Consider the following 21,453-nt stretch of genomic DNA (forward strand, 5'->3'; position numbering starts at 1 on the left):
TACCGTGACCCACCCGAGACCCGGGACCGCGGCGGGGCGGGCAGAATTGCGGCCACTGGGGATCGCGACGTTCCGCGGGAAGCCGCGCGCCCATGCACATCAAGGGGGAGGAAACCAACCATGCGAATTACTTTCGCCGCCACCGGTGTGGCGGTCCTGGGTGCCATCGGCGCGGCGGCCGTCGGCGTGACGTGCGCCGCGGCCGGCACCGCGGAAGCCCAACCGAGCGGCGCTGCCCACGGACCGGCGTTGCCGCAGAACCCGCCGCCCCCGCCGCCGGGCCTGCCGACCCCCGATCAGCTGTCGAACCTGTGCAATCAGGCCACCGACCCGGGCGTCTCGTACACCACCAAGATGAACCTGGTCGAGAACGGCATCGCCCCGGACGAGGGTCATCTGGCCGACCACGACCTGAGGAAGGCCTACCGCGACGGCAAGTTCCCGGAGACCTTCGCCGTGACGAACATCGCGCCGGCCGGTCCGAACGCGGCCCAGGCCGACGTCGCGATCTCGGGACCGAAGTTCGCCGGGCCGGTCACCAAGCACCTGGCGTTCATCAACCAGGGCGGCAACTGGATCCTGCAGCACGATTCCGCGATCGCCCTAATCCAGGCGGCGACGGGTTAGCGGCAGCGGGCGCCCATTCGTCGCCGGCTTCTGGGCTGCCCCACAGCCGCGGCACAGATTCCTCTGTGCGAGCACACAGAGCTCGGCCGTAACGTAACCGGCCCGGGACGCGAAACATTAGTCACAGCAGGCAGAATCACTCGCGGCACCGCGAGCCGGAGGGGGAGGACCTACCCGTGAAGCTCACCATCACATCGCTCGCCACCAGCGTGGCGGCCGTCGGCGCCATCGGGGCGGCGGCAGTCGGGTTCGCGGCCCTGGCCCCGTCGGAGGCGGGCGGCGCCGCCGCCCAGGTGCGGCTCGCCGCAGTCGGCGCGCCCCTGCCGCAGGACCCGGCGCCCGTCGCCGGCGTTCCCACCGCCGCCCAGCTGACCGGCGTGCTGACCAGCCTGGCCGATCCCAACGTGCCGTTCGCCAACAAGAGCAACCTGGTCGAGGGCGGCATCAGCGGGATGGAGGCGCACGTCGCCGACAAGAAGCTGAAGAAGGCCGACAAGAACGGTGACCTTCCGCTGGCGTTCAGCGTCACCAACATTCAGCCTGCCGCCGCCGGTTCGGCGACCGCCGACGTTGCCGTGTCGGGCCCGAAGCTCCCCACCCCGGTGACACAGAACGTGACCTTCGTCAACCAGGGCGGTTGGGTGCTGTCGCGGTCCTCGGCCATGGAGTTGATCCAGGCCGCCGGCCAGTAACCCCCGCCCGGGCGGGTAGCGGACGCGAGCCGTCCCTACCCGCCCGTCGCGTTTGCGGCCAGCTTCCCGACGCGCCCCGGATCGGCCAGCACGTCGATCGCCGCGACCCGCCCGTCGCGCACCAGGAACGCCATGATCGCCGTGGGTTCGCCGGCGACCCTGATCACCGCGCCCGGGGCGCCGTTGACGGTCGCCGCGCACACCTCCCGCTCGGGTGCCGCGAATCCGCGGGCCAGCTCGGCCACCGACGCGGCGCCCTCGGCCCGGAACGCCGGGGCGCGGGCGCCGAAGTCGCCCCGCAACACCACGTCGGGGTGCAGCACCGCCACCAGCCGGTCGAAGTCCCCCGTGCGGCCGGCCGCGAAGAAGGCGTCGACGGCGTCGCGCTGCGCCGCGAGGTCGCCGTCGGGCGCGGGATCGGCGCGCTCGATGCGTCGGCGCGCCCGGCTCGCCAGCTTGCGGGTCGTCTCCGGCGTGCGCTCGACGATCGGTGCGATCTGGTCGAACGGGACGCCGAACACGTCGTGCAGGACGAACGCCAGCCGCTCCGACGGCGGCAGTGTGTCCAGTACCACGAACAGCGCCAGGCCCACCGCGTCGGCCAGCATCGCCTGGTGTTCGGGATCGAACTCGCCCTCGGCGGCCACGATCGGGTCCGGCAGCCGGTCGACCGGTTCCTCCCGCCCGCGGGCGTGCCGGTCGCGCAACGCGTTGAGGCAGACGCGGGCGACCACGGTCGTCAGCCACGCGTCGGGGTTGGCGATGCCCTCGCCGGTGCTACCCGACCAGCGCAGCCACGCCTCCTGCACGGCGTCCTGCGCGTCGTCGACGGAGCCCAGCATGCGGTAGGCGATCGCGCCGAGCCGCGGTCGGGCCGCCTCGAATCGCGCGGTCAGCGACGCGTCCATCGATCACCTGCCGCCGGCGCCGGGCAGCGCGCACACCCGGTCACCGGAGAATCCGGCCGCGCCGATCCCCAGCGGGATGTTGAAGCGGGCCCGCAGGTTTCCCAGCCCGATGACGTGGGTGAGCCCGACGATCTGGGCGGTGTCGAAATGGGCGCGCAGCGCGTCGAAGAGGCGGTCGCTCACCTCGACCGGGGTGCGGCTGACCGCGGTGGCATAGTCGAGGATCAGCTTGTCGACGTCGGAGAAGCAGGGCGCGTCGCGGTAATCGGACAGGGCCAGCAACTCCTCGTCGGTGATGCCCCAACGCCGGGCGATCTGCGAGCCCAGGTCGATGCAGTAGTTGCAGCGCACCGTCGTCGCGGACTTCAGCTCGGCCAGGGCGCGGTGGCGGGGAGTGAGGATGTCCAACTTGGATTCCGCCTGCTCCAGCCGCCCGTACGCGGTCAGCAGGCGGGGGATGTGGGCGTACATGCGCAGCGGCTCGAGCATCCCCGCGGTTTCCGCGCTGAGCCCGGTCAGCCGCGCCAGCTTGCGCCGGGTGAAGAAAAAGGCGAGCTTGGCGCCGAAACCGGCGTCGCGGTCGGAGATTCCTGGTAGCCGGGACATGGCAGACCTCCTTAAGGGTGTGGCTCGACGGTTCTCACTACGTCGACACCCGGCGAGGCCCAAACGTGACCCGGCCCCGTCTAGCGGTGCGGGCTCACCAGCGCGTCCATGTCGAACACCCGGGCGTGCAGCACCGTCCGGTTCCGCAGGGCCGCCCGAACCGCACGGTGCAACCCGTCCTCGAGATAGGTGATGCCTTTCCACTTCACTGCGTGCGGAAACAGGTCGCCGTAGAACGTGGAGTCCTCCGAGAGCAGCCGGTCGAGCGCGAGCACCGTTGTGGTGGTGACCAATTCGTCGAGCCGGATCTGCTGCGGCGGGATCTGCGACCAGTCGCGGTACGAAAGCCCGTGCTCCGGATACGGCTTGCCTTCGCGCACGCCCTTGAAGATCATCGCCGCGCCTTTCCCGCCGCGCGCCCCGACGCGTCACCGCGGCCCGACCGGTTCATGCACGACAGGCTAGCCCGAAACGGTTTGCGCAGCGATCGCTGGCCGGCGGCGAGGGTGGGTTGCTGTGTGGCGGTCAGCCCGCCTCAACACCGTAAAATGAACCGGTCAGGGCGGGATCAAGGGAGGTGACACGCCAATGGGAAGCGCCGACGACCGTCGCTTTGAGGTGCTGCGTGCGATCGTCGCCGACTTCGTCGCCACCAAGGAGCCGATCGGGTCCAAGTCGCTGGTGGAGCGCCACAACCTCGGGGTGTCGTCCGCGACCGTCCGTAACGACATGGCGGTGCTGGAAGCCGAGGGCTACATCACCCAGCCGCACACCAGTTCCGGGCGGGTGCCGACCGAGAAGGGTTACCGCGAGTTCGTCGACCGCCTCGACGACGTCAAGCCGCTGTCGTCGGCCGAACGCCGTGCGATCCAGCATTTCCTCGAGTCCGGCGTCGACCTCGACGACGTGCTGCGGCGCGCGGTGCGGCTGCTGGCCCAGCTGACGCGTCAGGTCGCCGTCGTGCAGTACCCGACGCTGACCTCGTCGACGGTGCGGCACCTGGAGGTGATCGCGCTGACCCCGGCCCGGCTGCTGATGGTCGTCATCACCGACTCCGGCCGGGTGGACCAGCGCATCGTCGAACTGGGCGACGTCATCGACGACCACCAGCTTTCCCAGCTGCGGGACATGCTCGGCCAGGCGCTGGTGGGCAAGAAGCTGTCGGCGGCCTCGATCGCGGTGGCCGACCTGGCCGGCCAGTTGCGCAGCCCGGACGGCCTGGGCGATGCCGTCGGCCGTTCGGCGACCGTGCTGCTCGAGTCGCTGGTCGAACACACCGAAGAGCGCATGCTGATGGGCGGCACCGCGAACCTCACCCGCAACGCCGCGGATTTCGGGGGTTCGCTGCGCTCCATCCTGGAGGCGCTCGAGGAACAGGTGGTGGTGCTGCGGTTGCTGGCGGCGCAGCAGGAGGCCGGCAAGGTGACCGTGCGCATCGGCCACGAGACCGCGGTCGAGGAAATGGTGGGCACCGCGATGGTGACCACCGCCTACGGCACTTCCGACACCGTCTACGGCGGCATGGGTGTGCTGGGACCCACCCGGATGGACTATCCGGGAACTATCGCCAGTGTTGCTGCGGTTGCTCTCTATATCGGCGAAGTCCTGGGTGCCCGATGAGCGCGCACCCGGCCGCGATCACGCGGCAAGAAAAGGCATAAGAAAGGTCAAGCGTGGCACGCGACTATTACGGGCTGCTCGGCGTGAGCAGAAACGCCAGCGACGCGGAGATCAAGCGCGCGTACCGCAAGCTGGCGCGCGAACTGCATCCCGACGTCAATCCCGACGAGGCCGCTCAGGCGAAGTTCAAGGAAATCAGCGCCGTCTACGAGGTGCTCAGCGACCCCGAGAAGCGCCGGGTGGTGGACCTCGGCGGCGACCCGCTGGAGAACGCCGCCGCGGCCGGTGGCGGGTTCGGCGGCTTCGGCAACCTGGGCGACGTGTTCGAGGCCTTCTTCGGCGGGGGCTCGGCCTCCCGCGGCCCCGCGGGCCGGGTGCGGCCCGGCTCGGATTCGCTGCTGCGGATGCGGCTCGACCTGGAGGAGTGCGCGACCGGGGTCACCAAGCAGGTGACCGTCGACACGGCCATCCTCTGCGACCGCTGCCAGGGCAAGGGCACCAACGGCGACTCGGCGCCCATCCCGTGCGACACGTGCGGCGGCCGCGGTGAGGTGCAGACGGTGCAGCGCTCGCTGCTGGGCCAGATGGTGACGTCGCGGCCCTGCCCGACCTGCCGCGGCGTCGGCACCGTCATCCCCGACCCCTGCCACCAGTGCATGGGCGACGGCCGGGTCCGCGCCCGTCGGGAGATCAGCGTCAAGATCCCCGCCGGCGTCGGCGAGGGCATGCGGGTCCGGCTTGCCGCCCAGGGCGAAGTCGGGCCGGGGGGCGGGCCGGCCGGCGACCTGTACGTCGAGGTCCACGAGCAGGCCCACGACATCTTCGTCCGCGAGGGTGACGACCTGCACTGCACAGTGTCGGTGCCGATGGTCGACGCGGCGCTGGGCACGACGGTCACCGTCGACGCCATCCTGGACGGCATGAGCGAGATCACCATTCCGCCCGGGACCCAGCCCGGCGCCGTGATCACGCTGCGCGGCCACGGCATGCCGCACCTGCGCTCCGGGGTGCGCGGCAACCTACACGTGCACGTCGAGGTCGTCGTGCCCGCCCGGTTGGACCACCACGACACCGAGCTGCTGCGCGAGTTGAAGAACCGCCGCAGCCGCGACGTCGCCGAGGTGCGCTCGACGCACGCCGCCGGCGGCGGGCTGTTCAGCCGGCTGCGCGAGACGTTCACCGGGCGCTAGGCCGGCTTTCGGACCCCACGCATGGTCGCGACGCTGTTCTACGTCGGGGCGCTGCCCGACCCCGGCGAGCTGGCCGTCGTCGAGGGCGAGGAGGGCTTCCACGCCGCCACCGTCCGGCGCATCCGCCCCGGCGAGGAGTTGGTGCTCGGCGACGGCTCCGGAAGCCTCGCCCACTGCCGGGTCGAGGACGCCGGCCGGGACGGGCTGCGCGCGCGGGTGCTCGACCGCTGGGAGGTCCCACCCCCGCGTCCCCCGGTCACGGTGGTGCAGGCGCTGCCCAAATCCGAGCGCTCGGAGCTGGCGGTCGAGCTGGCGACCGAGGCCGGCGCCGACGGGTTCCTGGCGTGGCAGGCCGCCCGCTGTGTGGCCCACTGGGAGGGAAGCCGGGTGGACAAGGGCCTGCGCCGCTGGCGCGCCGTCGCCCGAGCGGCCGCCCGGCAGTCTCGCCGCGCGCACATCCCGCCCGTCGACGGCGTGCTGTCCACCGCGGCGCTCACCCGGCGGGTCCGCGACGAGGCGGCCGCCGGCGCGGCGGTCCTGGCCCTGCACGAGTCGGCGACCGAGCGGCTCGCGGATATGAAGCTGGCCCCGGCGGCTTCGGTGCTGCTCGTGGTGGGCCCGGAGGGCGGCATCTCGCCCGACGAGATGGCCGCGCTGGCCGACGCCGGGGCCGCCGCCGTCCGGCTCGGCCCGCAGGTGCTGCGGACGTCGACCGCCGCGGCGGTGGCGCTGGGCGCCCTGGGCGTGCTCACGCCGCGGTGGGACCCCGGCGCCGACTGTGAAATCGGCGACGCGACACGCCGGTGACGCGTCGAGGGATTCGCGGTCGATCCTTGGGGCGCGCCGCTGACCAGCGGTAGACTGGCGCCTTACGTCAATCCCCGCATCGAGCTTCAGGAAGCAGGCATCGGAAACCACGTGACGCCCCGCGAAACCAGCGCCGGTGACCCATCATCGACCTCTGCTCGAGTTCGCAGCAGCATTGACGTTCCGTCCGATGTCGTCGTCGGCCTGTTGGGTTCGGCCGACGAGAACCTGCGCGCCCTCGAACGCAACCTGAACGCGGACCTGCATGTCCGCGGCAACTCCGTCACCCTCACCGGTGAGGCGGCCGACGTGGCGCTGGCCGAGCGGGTGATCTCCGAGCTGGTCTCGATCGTCTCCCGCGGCCAATCGTTGACCCCCGAGGTGGTGCGCCGCAGCGTCGCCATGCTCGTCGGCACCGACAACGAGTCGCCCGCCGAGGTGCTCACGCTGGACATCCTGTCGCGTCGCGGCAAGACCATCCGGCCCAAGACCCTCAACCAGAAGCGCTACGTCGACGCCATCGACGCCAACACCATCGTGTTCGGCGTGGGGCCCGCCGGCACCGGGAAGACGTATCTGGCGATGGCCAAGGCGGTCAGCGCCCTGCAGGGCAAGCAGGTCAGCCGCATCATCCTGACCCGGCCGGCGGTGGAAGCCGGTGAGCGCCTTGGCTTCCTGCCGGGCACGCTGAGCGAGAAGATCGACCCCTACCTACGGCCGCTGTATGACGCGCTCTACGACATGATGGACCCCGAGCTGATCCCGAAGCTGATGTCCGCCGGGGTCATCGAGGTGGCGCCGCTGGCGTACATGCGTGGCCGTACGTTAAATGACGCCTTCATCGTCCTCGACGAGGCGCAGAACACCACCGCCGAGCAGATGAAGATGTTCCTCACCCGGCTCGGGTTCGGGTCGAAGATCGTCGTCACCGGGGACATCACCCAGGTCGACCTGCCGGGGGGCGCACGGTCGGGACTGCGCTCGGCGATGGACATCCTCGACGACGTCGACGACATCCACATCGCGGAGCTGACCAGCGTCGACGTGGTGCGTCACCGGCTGGTCTCGGAGATCGTCGACGCCTACGCGAAGTTCGAGGAGCCGGGGCTGGGAATGAACCGGGCGGCTCGGCGCGCGACGGGCTCCCGCGGTCGTCGATGATAGGGCCGTGAGCATTCCCGTGAGCCCCGTGAGCGTCCCGTGAGCATCGAAGTCTCCAACGAGTCCGGCGTCGACGTCGCCGAAGCGGAGCTGGTGAGCGTCGCCCGCTTTGTCATCGCCAAGATGGACGTCAACCCCGGCGCCGAGCTGTCGATGGTACTGCTGGACACCGCGTCGATGGCCGACCTGCACATGCGCTGGATGGACCTGCCCGGACCCACCGACGTGATGAGCTTCCCCATGGACGAGCTCGAGCCGGGCGGCCGCCCCGACGCCCCCGAACCTGGCCCGTCCATGCTGGGCGACATCGTGCTGTGCCCCGAATTCGCCGCCGAGCAGGCGGCCGCGGCGGGGCACAGCCTCGGGCACGAGTTGGCGCTGCTGACCATCCACGGTGTCCTGCACCTGCTCGGCTACGACCACGCCGAGCCGGCCGAGGAAAAAGAGATGTTCGACCTTCAGCAGCGATTGCTCGAGGAGTGGGTCGCCGAGCAGGTCCACGCCTACGAACAGCACCGCCAAAAGGAACGCGACCGCCGATTGCTGGACAAGTCAAGGTATTTCGAGGGTTGAGGTCTTCGAATCATGGCGAGTTCAACCCCTCACCGCTTAGACAAAAGGCCTAAGACGGCGGCGAGTCTGGTGCTCCGGTGACCCGGGTTCGCCGTCGGCATGTCTGCCCCGCACGTAGTCGCCTTGCCACTCCACCGGCTCTCCTGCGGCGACCCTCGCTACCTGCTCGATCTGCTTGGCCGCGTCGCGCGAGCGAAGAAAGAACTCGTGTTGGCGCCGCAGCCCCTCGTCGGATTCGATGCGCCTGAGTTCGGGACCGAACTCTTCTAGCTCGCCGCGGCGCTGCGGGACGATCATGCAGATCGGCTCGTCGACCTCGAACCGGACGGGCATCAGTTTGCGGGTCAGTTTCCAGCTCATGCTAAAGCTCGCGCTGGCCCAGTCGGTTTCGACCACGCCCTCCAGCGCACACACGCCGTCCTTCGGATAGTTCGCCGGCCCGCGGACCAGCAGGTTGTATCCCGGCGGGGTGCGAAACAGCAGGGGCAGCTTCCAGGTCAGGATGCCGTTACCGAAATGGCTGATGGGCAGCAACTGGCCCGCGTCGCGCTTGTCCGTTGTGATCAGCACGTCGATGCCGTCTGCCTGGCCCATCCACGTAGCGGTGAACGCCGACGGATTGCGCAGCTCCCATCCGCCCTGGTTCGCAATGAGCATTGGCAAGCACCGCGTAGGCCAACCGGTGTGTCTATCGACCATCCGTTGCATCCACGCCCGACCCACCCGCGCCGGGGTAATCTCCGGTGGGTTATCACCGGTGATGAACCCGACAAGTGGAAGGACCAGCGTGTTGGGCTTGCTGTTCATCTGATCCTCGATTAGCTGGTTGGCGATGGGGGTCAAGGGTGTTAGGACCGGTACGGAGACGTTAGCCGAAGTGAGGAGATCGAGTGAGCCCCGACAACGACCGCAGTCAGCTCAATTGACCGGTATCTCGGAGCTGTTGGGCGCGATAGCTTTGATCGCACTGGGCGGGCTGTTCGCGGCGATGGACGCCGCCATCAGCACCGTGTCGCTGGCCCGCGTGCAGGAACTCGTCCGCGACGAGCGCCCCGGGGCGGTATCGCTGGCCGCGGTGGTGGCCGAGCGCCCGCGCTACATCAACCTGGTCGTATTGCTGCGCATCACGTGCGAGGTCACCGCGACCGTGCTGCTGGTGGTCGTGCTCCACTACAACTTCGGCATGAGGTGGGCGCTGTTCGGCGCCGCGGCCATCATGGTGGTGACCAGCTTCGTCGTCATCGGCGTGGGCCCGCGCACCCTCGGCCGGCAGCACGCCTACTCGATCTCATTGACGACGGCCCTTCCGTTGCGGGCGATCTCGTGGCTGCTGATGCCGCTCAGCCGGCTGCTGGTCGTGCTGGGTAACGCGCTCACCCCGGGGCGCGGCCTGCGCAACGGGCCGTTCGCATCGGAGATCGAATTGCGTGAAGTGGTCGACCTCGCCCAGCAGCGCGGCGTGGTCGCCGCCGACGAGCGCCGGATGATCCAATCGGTCTTCGAGCTCGGCGACACCCCGGCGCGCGAGGTGATGGTGCCCCGCACCGAGATGATCTGGATCGAGAGCGACAAGCTGGCCAGCCAGGCGATCAACCTCGCCGTGCGCAGCGGCCATTCCCGCATCCCGGTGATCGGCGAGAACGTCGACGACATCGTCGGGGTGGTATACCTCAAAGACCTTGTGCAACACGCCGTCCGGTCGGGCGACGGGGGCAGGGGGACGACGGTGGCCCAGCTGATGCGTCCCGCGGTGTTCGTGCCGGACTCCAAACCGCTGGACACGCTGCTGCGCGAAATGCAGCGCGACCGCATCCACATGGCGCTGCTCGTCGACGAGTACGGTGCGATCGCCGGCCTGGTCAGCATCGAGGACGTGCTGGAGGAAATCGTCGGCGAGATCGCCGACGAATACGACCAGGCCGAGAAGGCGCCGGTGGAAGACCTGGGCGACAAGCACTTCCGCGTCTCGGCGCGGCTGCCGATCGAAGACCTCGGCGAACTGTACGACGTGGATTTCGACGACGACCTCGACGTCGACACTGTGGGCGGCCTGCTCGCGCTGGAATTGGGCCGCGTCCCGCTGCCGGGCGCCGAGGTCGTCTCGCACGGCCTGCGCCTGCACGCCGAAGGCGGCCCGGACCACCGCGGCCGCGTGCGGATCAGCACCGTCCTGCTGAGCCCGGTGGAATCCGACGGTGCGGCCGACGGCCCCGACGGCGGGGACCCGTCATGACGCCGAGCGTGGAATCACGGCGAAATGGCGGCCGAAAACTCGACACGGTGTCACGGAGGGGCGACATGACCGGATTTCGTTCGGGCTTCGTGTGTTTGGTCGGGCGGCCGAACACCGGTAAGTCGACGCTGACGAACGCTCTGGTGGGCACGAAGGTGGCGATCACCTCGAAGCGCCCACAGACCACCCGGCACACCATCCGGGGCATCATCCACCGCGACGACTTCCAGATCGTGCTGGTCGACACCCCCGGACTGCACCGCCCCCGCACGCTGCTCGGCAAGCGGCTCAACGACCTGGTGCGCGACACCTATACCGAGGTCGACGTGATCGGGCTCTGTATTCCCGCCGACGAGGCGATCGGCCCCGGCGACCGCTGGATCGTCGAGCAGATCCGGTCCACCGCCCCCAAGACGACGCTGGTCGCCGTCGTCACCAAGATCGACAAGGTGCCGAGGGACCGGGTCGCCGCGCAACTGGTCGCGGTCAGCGAACTGATCGGCGACCCGGCCGAGATCGTTCCGGTGTCCGCCGCGACGGGCGAGCAGGTCGACGTGCTGGTCGGCGTGCTGGCGGCGGCCTTGCCCGAGGGCCCGGCGTATTACCCCGACGGCGAGCTCACCGACGAACCGGAAGAGGTGCTGATGGCCGAGCTCATCCGCGAGGCCGCCTTGGAAGGGGTGCGCGACGAACTGCCGCACTCGTTGGCGGTGGTCATCGACGAGGTGACCCCGCGGGAGGGGCGGGACGACCTCATCGACGTGCACGCCCTGCTTTACGTCGAGCGGGACAGCCAGAAGGGGATCATCATCGGCAAGGGCGGGACGCGGCTGCGGGAGGTCGGCACCGCGGCGCGCGGCCAGATCGAGAAGCTGCTGGGCACCAAGGTCTACCTCGACCTGCGGGTCAAGGTGGCCAAGAACTGGCAGAGCGATCCCAAACAACTTGGCCGGCTGGGGTTTTAGAACGGGCCGCTTCGCCCGGCTGCGCCGCGCTCGCGATCGCCGCTAGGTTGATGGCGGCGACCCGCTTCGCCCGGCTGCGCCGCGCTCGCGATCGCCGCTAGGCGAGCACACGGATCGTCCGCAACGACGGGTCCGCCGCATCGGGCAGGTTCATCCCGGCGCGCACGCCGGAGCAAAGGTATTCCAGCACAGCATCATTGAGTCGCTCGCCGGGCACGACGGCGGGGATGCCGGGCGGATACGGCGTGATCTGCTCGGCGGCGACCCGGCCGGCCGCACGGTCCGTCGGCACCGCTTCGACGCGGCCGAAGAACGCGTCGCGGGGGAGGTCGACGGTGTCGAGTTGCAATTCCTCCGGCGACGGCAGCGCAAGGTGGGGCGGCGGGTCGAAGCCGTCCGCCGCCTTGCGCCATGCCCACAGCGCGTCGGCGAGACGGCTCGTGCTGTCTTTGTCGTCAGCCATCGACAGGGTGGCCAGGATGCGGCGGTGATCGGTCGTACCCATGTCGACGTGGGCGTGCTCGCGAAGCCAGTCGCCGGCCTGATATCCGGAGGTTCCCGTGGCGGACACGTCGATCAACACCTGCAGCCGGTCCAGGTCATGCGACGCCTGCACGCCGAGCAGTTCGTCGTCGAGCACCGCCACGTCCGGAATGCGTTCGATCTCCGCGCGCACGGCGCGGGCCAAATCCAAAGCATCGCTCAACAATTCGTGACCGTGCTCAACCATTTGGCGCCGCCACCCGTCCATCGCGGAATACACCAGCACGTTGGGGCTGGTGGTCATCAGCAGATCGGCGCAGGCCGATAGGCGGTCCCGATCGATGAGGTCGCCCTGCACGTGAAACACCGAGCCCTGCTCGAATCCGGCGCCCATCTTGTGCACGCTGACGACGCAGACGTCGGCACCCGCATCCATCGCCCAGGTCGGCAGGTCCTCGTGGAACGGCAGGTGTGCCCCCCACGCCTCATCGATGATCAGCGGTTTGCCCCGCCGGTGACACACCTCGGCGATGCCGGCGATGTCGGCGCAGGTGCCGTACGGGCTCGGGCTGACGATGAGGGCGCCGGCGGCGTCGGGGTGCTTGTCCCACGCCTCCTCGACCTGCTCCGGCGCAGGCGGATGAGAGAAGTGCCGCTCGGCGTCCCAGCGTGGGGTGATCCAGCGCGGCTGCACCCCGGAGAAGATCAACCCGGCCACGATGGACTTGTGGCTGTCCCGGCTCAGAAGCAGGCTGCCGTCGCCGCCCGCCACGGCCATCATCGCCGCCTTGACCGACAGGGAACTCCCGCAGGTGGAAAACCACGCGATGTCCGCGCCGACGGCCGCGGCCATCAGGTCCTCCGCGCGCTTCAGGTATTGGTTGCTGGTCCTGCGATCGTCCAATCCGCCGCTGGCCAGGAGGTCGTCCAGGAACGGTTCTCGCCCCAGCACCGCGAGCACCCGGTCGTCGGCGCCGCGGCCCTGGCGGTGACCCGGAGGAGTGAAGCCGTATCGATTCTTCCGCCGGTAGTCGGTCAGCGCCTCGAGCAGCGGAGCGTCGGATTGGTCCATGCCGAAGGGTTACCCGCTCGACCCTGGTTCTCACGGGCCGCCGTCGAAGTCGGGGTTGTCTCGGGCGAATTTATCCACTGCGGAGTACCACCCGGTGTCGTGGTCGGCGAACGGCCGCCGCGGCCCTTCGGCGCTGTGCCGCTTCGGGTTTCACCGCCAGGACGGGGGAGCGCCGGGCACCGGCGGGGTGTCCGTGTGGTGGTTCCACCACACCTTGGGCTGCTTGCTCGCCCAGCCGCACACCGCTTCGAGCTCGGCCGCCAGCGAGATCAGCATGCCCTCGCTGTTTGCCGGGCCCATCAGCTGCACGCCGATCGGCAGGCCCTCGGAGGTGAACCCCGCCGGCACGCTGATCGACGGCCAGCCCAGCACGTTCCACGGCCAGGTGACCGGGCACGCGGCGATCATCGCCCGGTCGGTGCCGTAGCTGCCCATCCGGTCGAAGGACCGCGCCAGCGGGGGCGGCTGCGCGGTGGTCGGGGCCAGCACCACGTCGACGATGTCGAAGATCGAGCCGACCCGGCGCTGGTCGGTGATTTCGTGCACGCGGGCGCTGCGCAGGATCGCCTGTCCGAGGACGTGGCCCAGCCGCACGTTCGACACCGTGCGGGGATCCAGGACGACGTCGTCGCCGAGCCGCTCCTCCCAGTCCCGCAGGCCGGCGGTCGACCGGACCAGGAAGTCCCACGACAACCGCATGCCGTAGTCGGGGTTGCCCGTCACCACCTTGTGGCCGAGCAGTTCTAGTTGCTTGCCCACCGCCCGGGTGGCCGCCAGGATCTCCGGATGCAGCTTCGCGCGAAACCCGGTGTACGGGAAGCGCGTCGACAACGCGATGTTCAGCGGTCCGGGGGCGATGCCCACGTAATCGGACGCCCTCAGCGGCGGCGGCTTGTGCCGGTCACCCTCGACGTTGCCCGACGCGGCGTCCAGCACCAGCGCCGCGTCGGCCACCGTGCGAGCCAGGACGCCGTTGACCGTGAGGCCGTTGAACGCCTCGGGCAACGGCCAGGTCGAGATGCGGCCGCGCTGCGGCTTGATGCCCACCAGGTGCGTCCAGGCGGCGGGGATGCGGACGCTGCCGGCCCCGTCGGATCCGATGGCGGCGGTGACCAGTCCCGCGGCGACGGCGGCCGCGCTGCCGCCCGACGATCCGCCCGGCGTGTGCCGGCGCGACCAGGGATTGTGGGTGTGGCCGAAGCCGGGGCCGCTGGTGAACGGCCACTGGCCCAGCTCGCAGGTGTTGGTCTTGCCGACGATCACGGCGCCGGCCTTCCTGAGGCGGCGCACCACCTCGGCATCCTGGGCGGCCGGCCGGACGTGCCCCTGGGTGCCGAAGGCGGTCGGCACCCCAGCAACGTCGACGTCGTCCTTGACCGCGATCGGGATGCCCAGCAACGGCGCCGTGTCACCCGCGGCCCGGCGCCGGTCGGCGGCGGCCGCGTCTGCCAGCGCGGACTCGGTGAGCACCACCCGGAAAGCGTTCAGGGTGGACTGGCTGGTGTTGATGGCGTGTAGGGATCGGCGTACCAATTCGTCCGACGTCACCGCCCTGCTGGCCAGCTGATAGAGCAGGTCAGTCAAGGTGGGCAGGCGTCGGCCACCGGATCCGGAAACGGATCCGAAACCGGAGCCAGGCGTGCCAACCACGGGTTGAGAGACTATCGGCGCGGATGCCCGCATTGTCGCGGCGGGGTGCAAAACTATGGGGATGCGGCTATATCGAGACCGGGCTGTTGTGCTGCGCCAGCACAAGCTCGGCGAAGCCGACCGGATCGTCACCCTGCTGACCCGTGATCACGGTCTGGTCCGCGCGGTGGCCAAGGGCGTCCGCCGCACCCGCAGCAAATTCGGCGCACGGCTCGAGCCGTTCGCGCACATCGACGCGCAACTGCACCCCGGCCGCAACCTCGACATCGTCACCCAGGTCGTCGCGATCGACGCGTTCGCCACCGACATCGTCAGCGACTACGGCCGGTACACCTGCGGCTGCGCAATGCTGGAGACCGCCGAACGGCTCGCCGGCGAGGAGCGGGCGCCCGCCCCGGCGCTGCACCGGCTCACGGTCAGCGCGCTGCGGGCGGTGGCCGACGGGCGCCGCTCCCGTGACTTGTTGCTGGACGCCTACCTGCTGCGTGCCATGGGCACCGCCGGATGGGCGCCGGCGCTCACCGAGTGCGCCCGTTGCGCCACCCCCGGCCCGCACCGGGCATTTCACATCGCCGCCGGGGGCAGCGTGTGCACGCACTGCCGCCCCGCCGGTGCGACGACCCCCCCGCCGGGGGTGCTGGACCTGATGTCGGCGCTGCACGACGGCGATTGGGAGTTCGCCGAACAAACCCCGCAATCGCATCGCAGCTACGTCAGCGGGCTGGTGGCCGCGCACCTGCAATGGCACCTGGAACGCCAGCTCAAGACGTTGCCGCTGGTGGAGCGGACGTACCACGCCGATCGGGCCATCGCCGACCGGCGCTCGGCGCTGCCCAGGCAGGATATGGACTGTGGCTAGCAGAGCCGAGCGCAAGGCGGCGTCCGACTTCCCGCAGCTCCCTCCCGCGCCCGACGACTATCCCACCTTCCCGGACACCTCGACGTGGCCGGTCGTGTTCCCGAAGTTGCCGCCGGCACTCGATGGCGGCCCGCGCCGGCCGCCGCAGCACGTGTCCAAGGCGGCCCCGCCCCGCATCCCGGCCGACCGGCTGCCCAATCACGTCGCCATCGTCATGGACGGCAACGGCCGCTGGGCCACCCAACGCGGCCTGCGGCGCACCGAGGGCCACAAGATGGGCGAGGCCGTCGTCATCGACATCGCGTGCGGCGCGGTGGAACTCGGCATCAAGTGGCTCAGCCTCTACGCCTTCTCCACCGAGAACTGGAAGCGCTCGGCCGAGGAGGTCCGCTTCCTGATGGGGTTCAATCGCGACGTGGTCCGACGGCGACGGGAAGTCCTCAACGAGATGGGTGTGCGGATCCGGTGGGTCGGTTCGCGCCCGCGCCTGTGGCGCAGCGTCATCAACGAGCTGGCGATCGCCGAGCAGCTGACGAGGAACAACGACGTGATCACCATCAATTACTGCGTCAACTACGGCGGCCGCACCGAGATCGCCGAGGCGGCCAGGGAGATCGCGCGCGAGGCGGCCGCGGGCCGGCTGAACCCGGAGCGGGTCAACGAGTCCACAATCTCGCGGCATCTGCAGCGCCCCGACATCCCCGACGTCGACCTCTTCCTGCGGACATCGGGGGAGCAGCGGGCCAGCAATTTCATGCTGTGGCAGGCCGCCTACGCCGAGTACATCTTTCAGGACAAGCTGTGGCCCGACTACGACCGCCGCGACCTGTGGGCCGCCTGCGAGGAGTACGCCTCGCGCAACCGTCGGTTTGGGAGCGCCTGATGCCGTCGCTGCAGGATCGCCTGGCGCACATCCTGGGCGACGCCCTTCCCGTCGAGGCGGAACCGGACGGCGCGCTCACGGTGCGGCACAACGGCACGTTCGCGTCGCTGCGCGTGGTGAACATCGCCGAGGACCTCGACCTGGTGTCGCTCACACAGGTCCTGGCGTGGGACCTGCCGCTGACCAAGAAGGTCAGCGATCAGGTGACCAGGCAGGCGCGTGACCTCAACTTCGGCAGCGTCACGATGACGGAGAATGTCAGCGTGAAGGCGGTGCAGCGCAACTCCGGCAAGGGCACGGCCAAGGCCGCCGACGTGATGCTGCGCTACAACTTTCCGGGCGGCGGCCTCACCGACGACGCGCTGCGCACGCTGATTCTGCTGGTGCTGGACACCGGGGCCCAGATTCGCCAGGCCCTGACGTCCTGAACCCCCTCAGGCCCGGCAGTCGCTGCAGGTGCCGAAGATCTCGATCGTGTGGCTGACGTCGGAGAAGCCGTGCTTGGCGGCCACCTGGGCGGCCCAGTCCTCCACCTCGTGGTCGCCGATCTCGACGGTGGACCCGCAGCAGCGGCACACCAGGTGGTGGTGATGGTGCTGCGAGCACCGGCGGTAAACCGACTCGCCGGTGTCGGTGCGCAGGGTGTCGACCACTCCCGCGGCCGCCATCGACTGGAGCGTCCGGTAGACGGTGGTCAGTCCAATGTTCTCGCCGCGGTGCCGCAGCTCGTCGTGCAGTTCCTGGGCCGAGCGGAACTCGTCGAGCGAGTCCAGCAGGGTGGCGATGGCCGCCCGCTGGCGGGTCGAACGCACGCCGGCGCCCGTCACGGGATGTCCTCGCTGGCGTGGGCGACGGCGTCGACCACGATGTGCGCCAGGTGGTGGTCGGCGAGCCGGTACAGCACTTCGCGGCCCGAACGTTCGCCGGCGACGACGCCCGCCGCCTTGAGAATCTTGAGGTGCTGGCTGACCAGCGGCTGCGGCACGCCCAGCGCGTCGACGAGTTCGTGCACGCAGCGATGGGATTCCCGCAGCTGCAGCACGATCGCGATCCGTACGGGCGCGGCCAGCGCGCGTAGGAGTTCGCCGGCGGCGCCGAGGATTTCCCGGGGCGGCGGCACGGGATAGGCCAGCGCGGGCTCACCGGAACCGGCGTGCTCGTGGACGGGGCCCGGCCCCAGGACGCTCAGGCCCGCACCCAGGTCGCCGTCGGCGTCGGTCGGCCCCGCAGGGGGCCCGTAAGAAGGCGTCACCATGGGAAAGAGAGCCATCACCTCGAGAAGTGGCAGGTAGGAGGGTTGGCCGGCCGCGGAGGGCGGCGGCCCATCGCCCTCCACTGTCACATGCATGATGACGCATGTCAAAGACCACCGCGCCGATCGCTACCATGACTGGTGCTCTGCGCGCGGTGGTCGACCGCCGCACCCGTTCGCCCCTCGACCCCGAAGGCTCGACCCAGAGAAAGGAGCGGACCACCCCGTGGCGTCCGTCATTGACACCGTGGTGAACCTGGCCAAACGCCGGGGCTTCGTCTACCCCTCGGGTGAGATCTACGGCGGCACCCGATCGGCATGGGATTACGGCCCGCTGGGCGTCGAGCTCAAGGAGAACATCAAGCGGCAGTGGTGGCGCTCGGTGGTCACCGGCCGCGACGACGTGGTGGGCCTGGACTCGTCGATCATCCTGCCGCGACAGGTGTGGGTGGCGTCCGGCCACGTCGAGGTGTTCAACGATCCGCTGGTCGAGTGCCTGAACTGCCACCACCGGCACCGCCAGGACCACATGCAGGAGGCTTACGCGGCCAAGAAGGGTCTCGACGACCCGGACTCGGTCCCGATGACGGAGATCGTCTGCCCGGATTGCGGCACCAAGGGGCAGTGGACCGAACCCCGCGAGTTCAACATGATGCTCAAGACTTACCTCGGACCCATCGAGACCGAAGAGGGGCTGCACTACCTCCGTCCCGAGACCGCACAGGGCATCTTCGTCAACTTTGCCAACGTCGCGACCACCGCGCGCAAAAAACCGCCCTTCGGCATCGGCCAGATCGGCAAGAGTTTCCGCAACGAGATCACCCCGGGCAATTTCATCTTCCGCACCCGGGAGTTCGAGCAAATGGAGATGGAATTCTTCGTCGAGCCGTCCACCGCCAGGGAATGGCATCAGTACTGGATCGATACCCGGTGGCAGTGGTATGTCGACCTGGGCATCGATCCCGAGAACCTCCGGCTGTTCGAACACCCGGCGGAGAAGCTGTCCCACTACTCCGACCGCACCGTCGACATCGAGTACAAGTTCGGCTTCGCCGGCAACCCGTGGGGCGAGCTGGAGGGGGTGGCCAACCGCACCGACTTCGACCTGTCGACACATTCGAAGCACTCCGGGGCCGACCTGTCGTTCTACGACCAGGTGACGGACAGCCGCTACGTGCCCTACGTCATCGAGCCGGCGGCCGGGCTGACCCGGTCGTTCATGGCGTTCATGATCGACGCCTACGTCGAGGACGAGGCCCCGAATGCCAAGGGCGGCATGGACAAACGGACCGTGCTGCGGCTGGATCCGCGGCTGGCGCCCGTCAAGGCGGCCGTGTTGCCGCTTTCGCGGCACGCCGACCTGAGCCCCAAGGCCCGCGACCTGGCCGCCGAATTGCGCAGATGCTGGAACATCGACTTCGATGACGCGGGCGCCATCGGCCGCCGCTACCGGCGTCAGGACGAGGTCGGGACGCCCTTCTGCGTGACGATCGATTTCGACTCGCTCGAGGACAACGCCGTCACGGTGCGCGAACGCGACCACATGACCCAGGAACGGGTCGCGATGGCTGCCGTCACCGATTACCTCGCGACGCGGCTCAAGGGCTGCTGACCGCGCCCGAATTCGGGCGCCGTGATTCCGCGCGTGCGCGCGGGCTCACGGCCCGGCCCGCGTCGAATTGAAGCGAATTCTCGGTGGGGTCGGATAATTGGCGCCCCCGCCAATCAATCCGGTCTCGTGCGCGACGACGCGCCGGCCCCGAGTGTCGTCGCTCCCGGCCCAGCCGAACCGGAGCCTGAACCTGCAATGAAGCCCGGGCGAATTGTGTAGGGTGATCGCGATCGACCGCGCGGCGCCTCGGCCCGCCTAAACTAACTGGACCGGTGTCCGGCGGACCACCGTCTCAAGCCGCAGGCGCCAGGCCCTGGAAATCAAATGACGAAAGCCCCTGTTTTCGCCGCGGAATTGGCTTACGATCCAACAGTGGTTGTCAGCGCAGGTCGAACGGCCGTGCACGTGGTGTGTGATGTCGAAGCCGTTTTTGCGGCTGGAGGTGTTGACTAGTGACGTTTCCTTCCTTTCCGTGGTTTCCCCCGGAGATCAACTCGGCGTTGATGTTCGGCGGGGCGGGATCAGGGCCGATGTTCGCCGCTGCGGCGGCGTGGGACGGATTGGCGGCTGACCTGGCGGCCGCGGCATCGTCGTTCGATTCGGTGGTGACGGGATTGACCAATGGGCCCTGGGCGGGTCCGGCGTCGCTGGCCATGGCGGCCGCGGCGACTCCGTACGTCGGATGGTTGAGCGCGGCAGCGGGGCAAGCCGAGTCGGCCGCAGCCCAGGCGCGGACGGCGGCGACGGCCTTCGAGGCGGCGCTGACGGCGACAATCCCGACCCCGGCGGTGGTCGCCAACCGCGTCCAGCTGATGGCGCTGATCGCGACGAACATCCTCGGCCAGAACACGCCCGCGATCGCGGCCACCGAGTTCGAGTACATGGAGATGTGGGCCCAGGACGTGGCGGCGATGTTCGGCTACCACGCGGGGGCCATGACCGTGGCGTCCGCGTTGCCGGCGTTCAGCCTCCCCCCGGTGAGCCTGGCGGGTCTGTCGTCGATCCTGGCGGCGCCGCTGACGGGTATGGCGTCGCAGGCGGCGACGTTCGCATCGTCGGTCGGAGGCGCGATATCGGCTCCGGTGAGTGGCGTCGTGTCGGCGGTCGCACCGGCCGTGTCGCAGGTCTCGGCGCTCGCTTCCGCGGCACCGATCTCCTCCCTGTCCACGATCGCCCAGGTGGGCATGATGCCGGTGAGCATGATGATGTCGCCGATCATGATGGCCGCTCAGGCCGGGATGAGCGCGTCGAGCCCGGCGGCGCTGGCGAGCGCGAACACCGCTGCCGCTGCCGTGCCCAAGATGGTCGACGCCACCGCCCCCCTCGGGAAGGGTTTCGGCGGCGGTGGCATCGGTGGCCTGGGCGACGCCGCGGCCGGTCTCGGCAAGGCGCGCCTGGTCGGGGCGATGTCGGTGCCGCCGACGTGGCAGGGTTCTGCGCCGTCGCGGATGGTCAGCGCCGCGATGTCGGGGCTCGGCAGCGAAATGCCGGCCGCGGCCGCGGCCGGGGCCCCGATGGGCGGCGGCATGCCGATGATGCCGATGCCGATGGGCGGAATGGGAGCGGGCGGCGGCATGCCGGGCGGGATGCTCGGCCGCGGCGGCGCCAGCCCGACCCACGTGATCCAGCAGCGGCCTAGCGTCGTGCCGCGCACCGGGGTCGGATAACCGGCCCGCTTAGACGTTGCCCGCCGTAGCGGCGGCGGGTGATGACATTCCAAATCAGTGTGAAGGGAGCATTTCAGTGACTACTCGGTTCATGACCGACCCGCACGCGATGCGTGCGATGGCCGGTCGTTTCGAAGTGCATGCGCAGACGGTGGAGGACGAGGCCCGCAAGATGTGGGCGTCGTCGATGAACATCGCCGGCGCTGGGTGGAGCGGCCAGGCCCAGGCCACGTCCTACGACACGATGGGGCAGGTCAACCAGGCCTTCCGCAACATCGTGAACATGCTGCACGGGGTTCGCGACGGCCTGGTCCGCGACGCGAATAACTACGAGCAGCAAGAGCAGGCTTCGCAGCAGATCTTGAGCAGCTAGGGGATATGACGATGACGATCAATTACCAGTTCGGTGACGTTGACTCGCACGGCGCCCTGATCCGGGCCCAGGCTGCGTCGTTGGAGGCCGAGCACCAGGCCATCGTTCGCGATGTGCTGGCTGCCGGTGACTTCTGGGGTGGCGCCGGTTCGGTGGCGTGCCAGGAGTTCATCACCCAGTTGGGTCGTAACTTCCAGGTGATTTACGAGCAGGCCAACTC

24 protein-coding genes are annotated in these 21,453 nt (G+C 69.5%); 16 read left to right on the forward strand and 8 right to left on the reverse strand.

Annotation, left to right across the window (positions count from 1 at the left end; all coding sequences use genetic code 11):
• Positions 1 to 120 precede the first annotated feature (120 nt).
• Entirely contained in the window at positions 121 to 627 is a 507-nt protein-coding gene (locus tag SKC42_RS25340) for a hypothetical protein (RefSeq protein WP_330966992.1), read from the forward strand.
• A 176-nt stretch (positions 628 to 803) separates the two neighbouring features.
• Positions 804 to 1,319 (forward strand): hypothetical protein, encoded by a 516-nt coding sequence (locus SKC42_RS25345; protein WP_330966993.1) that lies wholly within the window; start codon positions 804 to 806, stop codon positions 1,317 to 1,319.
• A gap of 35 nt (positions 1,320 to 1,354) precedes the next feature.
• On the opposite strand, the gene SKC42_RS25350 is transcribed toward SKC42_RS25345, so the two are convergent.
• From SKC42_RS25350 to SKC42_RS25360, 3 genes are all read right to left on the reverse strand, one after another.
• Positions 1,355 to 2,227 carry a sigma-70 family RNA polymerase sigma factor gene (locus SKC42_RS25350; protein ID WP_330966994.1) on the reverse strand — a complete coding sequence of 291 codons (873 nt, stop codon included), beginning with the start codon at positions 2,225 to 2,227 and terminating at the stop codon, positions 1,355 to 1,357.
• Positions 2,228 to 2,230: 3 nt separating this feature from the next.
• The gene (locus SKC42_RS25355; RefSeq protein ID WP_330966995.1) at positions 2,231 to 2,833 is read right to left on the reverse strand and encodes a carboxymuconolactone decarboxylase family protein; all 603 of its coding nucleotides are present in this window, start codon (positions 2,831 to 2,833) and stop codon (positions 2,231 to 2,233) included.
• Between the two features lie 80 nt (positions 2,834 to 2,913).
• Positions 2,914 to 3,228, reverse strand: a complete 315-nt coding sequence (locus SKC42_RS25360) for a type II toxin-antitoxin system VapB family antitoxin (RefSeq protein WP_330966996.1) — start codon at positions 3,226 to 3,228, stop codon at positions 2,914 to 2,916.
• A gap of 193 nt (positions 3,229 to 3,421) precedes the next feature.
• On the opposite strand from SKC42_RS25360, the gene hrcA reads away from it, so the two are divergent.
• The 5 genes from hrcA (at position 3,422) to ybeY (ending at position 8,184) form a co-directional block, all read left to right on the forward strand.
• On the forward strand, positions 3,422 to 4,453 hold the full coding sequence (gene hrcA / locus SKC42_RS25365) for a heat-inducible transcriptional repressor HrcA (protein WP_330966997.1): 1,032 nt from the start codon (positions 3,422 to 3,424) through the stop codon (positions 4,451 to 4,453).
• Between the two features lie 53 nt (positions 4,454 to 4,506).
• Positions 4,507 to 5,643 carry a molecular chaperone DnaJ gene (gene dnaJ / locus SKC42_RS25370; protein WP_330966998.1) on the forward strand — a complete coding sequence of 379 codons (1,137 nt, stop codon included), beginning with the start codon at positions 4,507 to 4,509 and terminating at the stop codon, positions 5,641 to 5,643.
• Between the two features lie 21 nt (positions 5,644 to 5,664).
• A complete protein-coding gene (locus SKC42_RS25375) occupies positions 5,665 to 6,450 on the forward strand; it encodes a 16S rRNA (uracil(1498)-N(3))-methyltransferase (RefSeq protein WP_330966999.1) in 786 nt (261 codons plus the stop codon).
• A gap of 111 nt (positions 6,451 to 6,561) precedes the next feature.
• The gene (locus SKC42_RS25380) at positions 6,562 to 7,611 is read left to right on the forward strand and encodes a PhoH family protein (RefSeq protein WP_330967000.1); all 1,050 of its coding nucleotides are present in this window, start codon (positions 6,562 to 6,564) and stop codon (positions 7,609 to 7,611) included.
• Between the two features lie 39 nt (positions 7,612 to 7,650).
• Entirely contained in the window at positions 7,651 to 8,184 is a 534-nt protein-coding gene (gene ybeY / locus SKC42_RS25385) for an rRNA maturation RNase YbeY (RefSeq protein WP_330967001.1), read from the forward strand.
• Positions 8,185 to 8,220: 36 nt separating this feature from the next.
• Here ybeY and SKC42_RS25390 read toward each other — a convergent pair whose 3' ends face one another.
• Positions 8,221 to 8,991, reverse strand: a complete 771-nt coding sequence (locus SKC42_RS25390) for a DUF6065 family protein (protein WP_330967013.1) — start codon at positions 8,989 to 8,991, stop codon at positions 8,221 to 8,223.
• 115 nt (positions 8,992 to 9,106) lie between these two features.
• On the opposite strand from SKC42_RS25390, the gene SKC42_RS25395 reads away from it, so the two are divergent.
• Positions 9,107 to 10,417: a hemolysin family protein gene (locus SKC42_RS25395; protein WP_330967002.1), complete on the forward strand. Its 1,311-nt coding sequence runs from the start codon at positions 9,107 to 9,109 to the stop codon at positions 10,415 to 10,417.
• Between the two features lie 65 nt (positions 10,418 to 10,482).
• Positions 10,483 to 11,382 carry a GTPase Era gene (gene era, locus SKC42_RS25400; RefSeq protein WP_330967003.1) on the forward strand — a complete coding sequence of 300 codons (900 nt, stop codon included), beginning with the start codon at positions 10,483 to 10,485 and terminating at the stop codon, positions 11,380 to 11,382.
• Positions 11,383 to 11,479: 97 nt separating this feature from the next.
• On the opposite strand, the gene SKC42_RS25405 is transcribed toward era, so the two are convergent.
• Together SKC42_RS25405 and SKC42_RS25410 are read right to left on the reverse strand one after the other, a co-directional pair.
• Positions 11,480 to 12,937, reverse strand: a complete 1,458-nt coding sequence (locus SKC42_RS25405) for an aminotransferase class I/II-fold pyridoxal phosphate-dependent enzyme (protein ID WP_330967004.1) — start codon at positions 12,935 to 12,937, stop codon at positions 11,480 to 11,482.
• A 150-nt stretch (positions 12,938 to 13,087) separates the two neighbouring features.
• Positions 13,088 to 14,587 (reverse strand): amidase, encoded by a 1,500-nt coding sequence (locus tag SKC42_RS25410; protein WP_330967005.1) that lies wholly within the window; start codon positions 14,585 to 14,587, stop codon positions 13,088 to 13,090.
• A gap of 61 nt (positions 14,588 to 14,648) precedes the next feature.
• On the opposite strand from SKC42_RS25410, the gene recO reads away from it, so the two are divergent.
• The 3 genes from recO to SKC42_RS25425 are packed head-to-tail and all read left to right on the forward strand — an operon-like array spanning position 14,649 to position 16,757.
• On the forward strand, positions 14,649 to 15,446 hold the full coding sequence (gene recO / locus SKC42_RS25415; protein WP_330967006.1) for a DNA repair protein RecO: 798 nt from the start codon (positions 14,649 to 14,651) through the stop codon (positions 15,444 to 15,446).
• Positions 15,439 to 16,329 carry a decaprenyl diphosphate synthase gene (locus SKC42_RS25420; protein WP_330967007.1) on the forward strand — a complete coding sequence of 297 codons (891 nt, stop codon included), beginning with the start codon at positions 15,439 to 15,441 and terminating at the stop codon, positions 16,327 to 16,329. Before recO ends, SKC42_RS25420 begins: the two co-directional genes overlap by 8 nt.
• Positions 16,329 to 16,757: a hypothetical protein gene (locus SKC42_RS25425; RefSeq protein WP_330967008.1), complete on the forward strand. Its 429-nt coding sequence runs from the start codon at positions 16,329 to 16,331 to the stop codon at positions 16,755 to 16,757. Before SKC42_RS25420 ends, SKC42_RS25425 begins: the two co-directional genes overlap by 1 nt.
• Positions 16,758 to 16,763: 6 nt before the next feature.
• On the opposite strand, the gene SKC42_RS25430 is transcribed toward SKC42_RS25425, so the two are convergent.
• Positions 16,764 to 17,156, reverse strand: a complete 393-nt coding sequence (locus tag SKC42_RS25430) for a Fur family transcriptional regulator (protein ID WP_330967009.1) — start codon at positions 17,154 to 17,156, stop codon at positions 16,764 to 16,766.
• The gene (locus SKC42_RS25435; protein WP_330967014.1) at positions 17,153 to 17,584 is read right to left on the reverse strand and encodes an ArsR/SmtB family transcription factor; all 432 of its coding nucleotides are present in this window, start codon (positions 17,582 to 17,584) and stop codon (positions 17,153 to 17,155) included. The genes SKC42_RS25430 and SKC42_RS25435 overlap by 4 nt, the downstream gene beginning before the upstream one ends.
• A 223-nt stretch (positions 17,585 to 17,807) precedes the next feature.
• Here SKC42_RS25435 and SKC42_RS25440 point away from each other — a divergent pair, with 223 nt between their 5' ends.
• The 4 genes from SKC42_RS25440 to SKC42_RS25455 all read left to right on the forward strand — a co-directional run.
• A complete protein-coding gene (locus tag SKC42_RS25440; protein WP_330967010.1) occupies positions 17,808 to 19,193 on the forward strand; it encodes a glycine--tRNA ligase in 1,386 nt (461 codons plus the stop codon).
• Between the two features lie 452 nt (positions 19,194 to 19,645).
• Positions 19,646 to 20,860, forward strand: a complete 1,215-nt coding sequence (locus tag SKC42_RS25445) for a PPE family protein (RefSeq protein ID WP_442932262.1) — start codon at positions 19,646 to 19,648, stop codon at positions 20,858 to 20,860.
• A 76-nt stretch (positions 20,861 to 20,936) separates the two neighbouring features.
• Positions 20,937 to 21,233, forward strand: a complete 297-nt coding sequence (locus tag SKC42_RS25450; RefSeq protein WP_085254723.1) for a WXG100 family type VII secretion target — start codon at positions 20,937 to 20,939, stop codon at positions 21,231 to 21,233.
• Between the two features lie 11 nt (positions 21,234 to 21,244).
• A partial coding sequence (locus SKC42_RS25455; protein ID WP_330967011.1) for a WXG100 family type VII secretion target occupies positions 21,245 to 21,453 on the forward strand: 209 nt, incomplete at its 3' end.

This window comes from Mycobacterium sp. 050134 (genome assembly GCF_036409085.1).
GTDB lineage: Bacteria > Actinomycetota > Actinomycetes > Mycobacteriales > Mycobacteriaceae > Mycobacterium.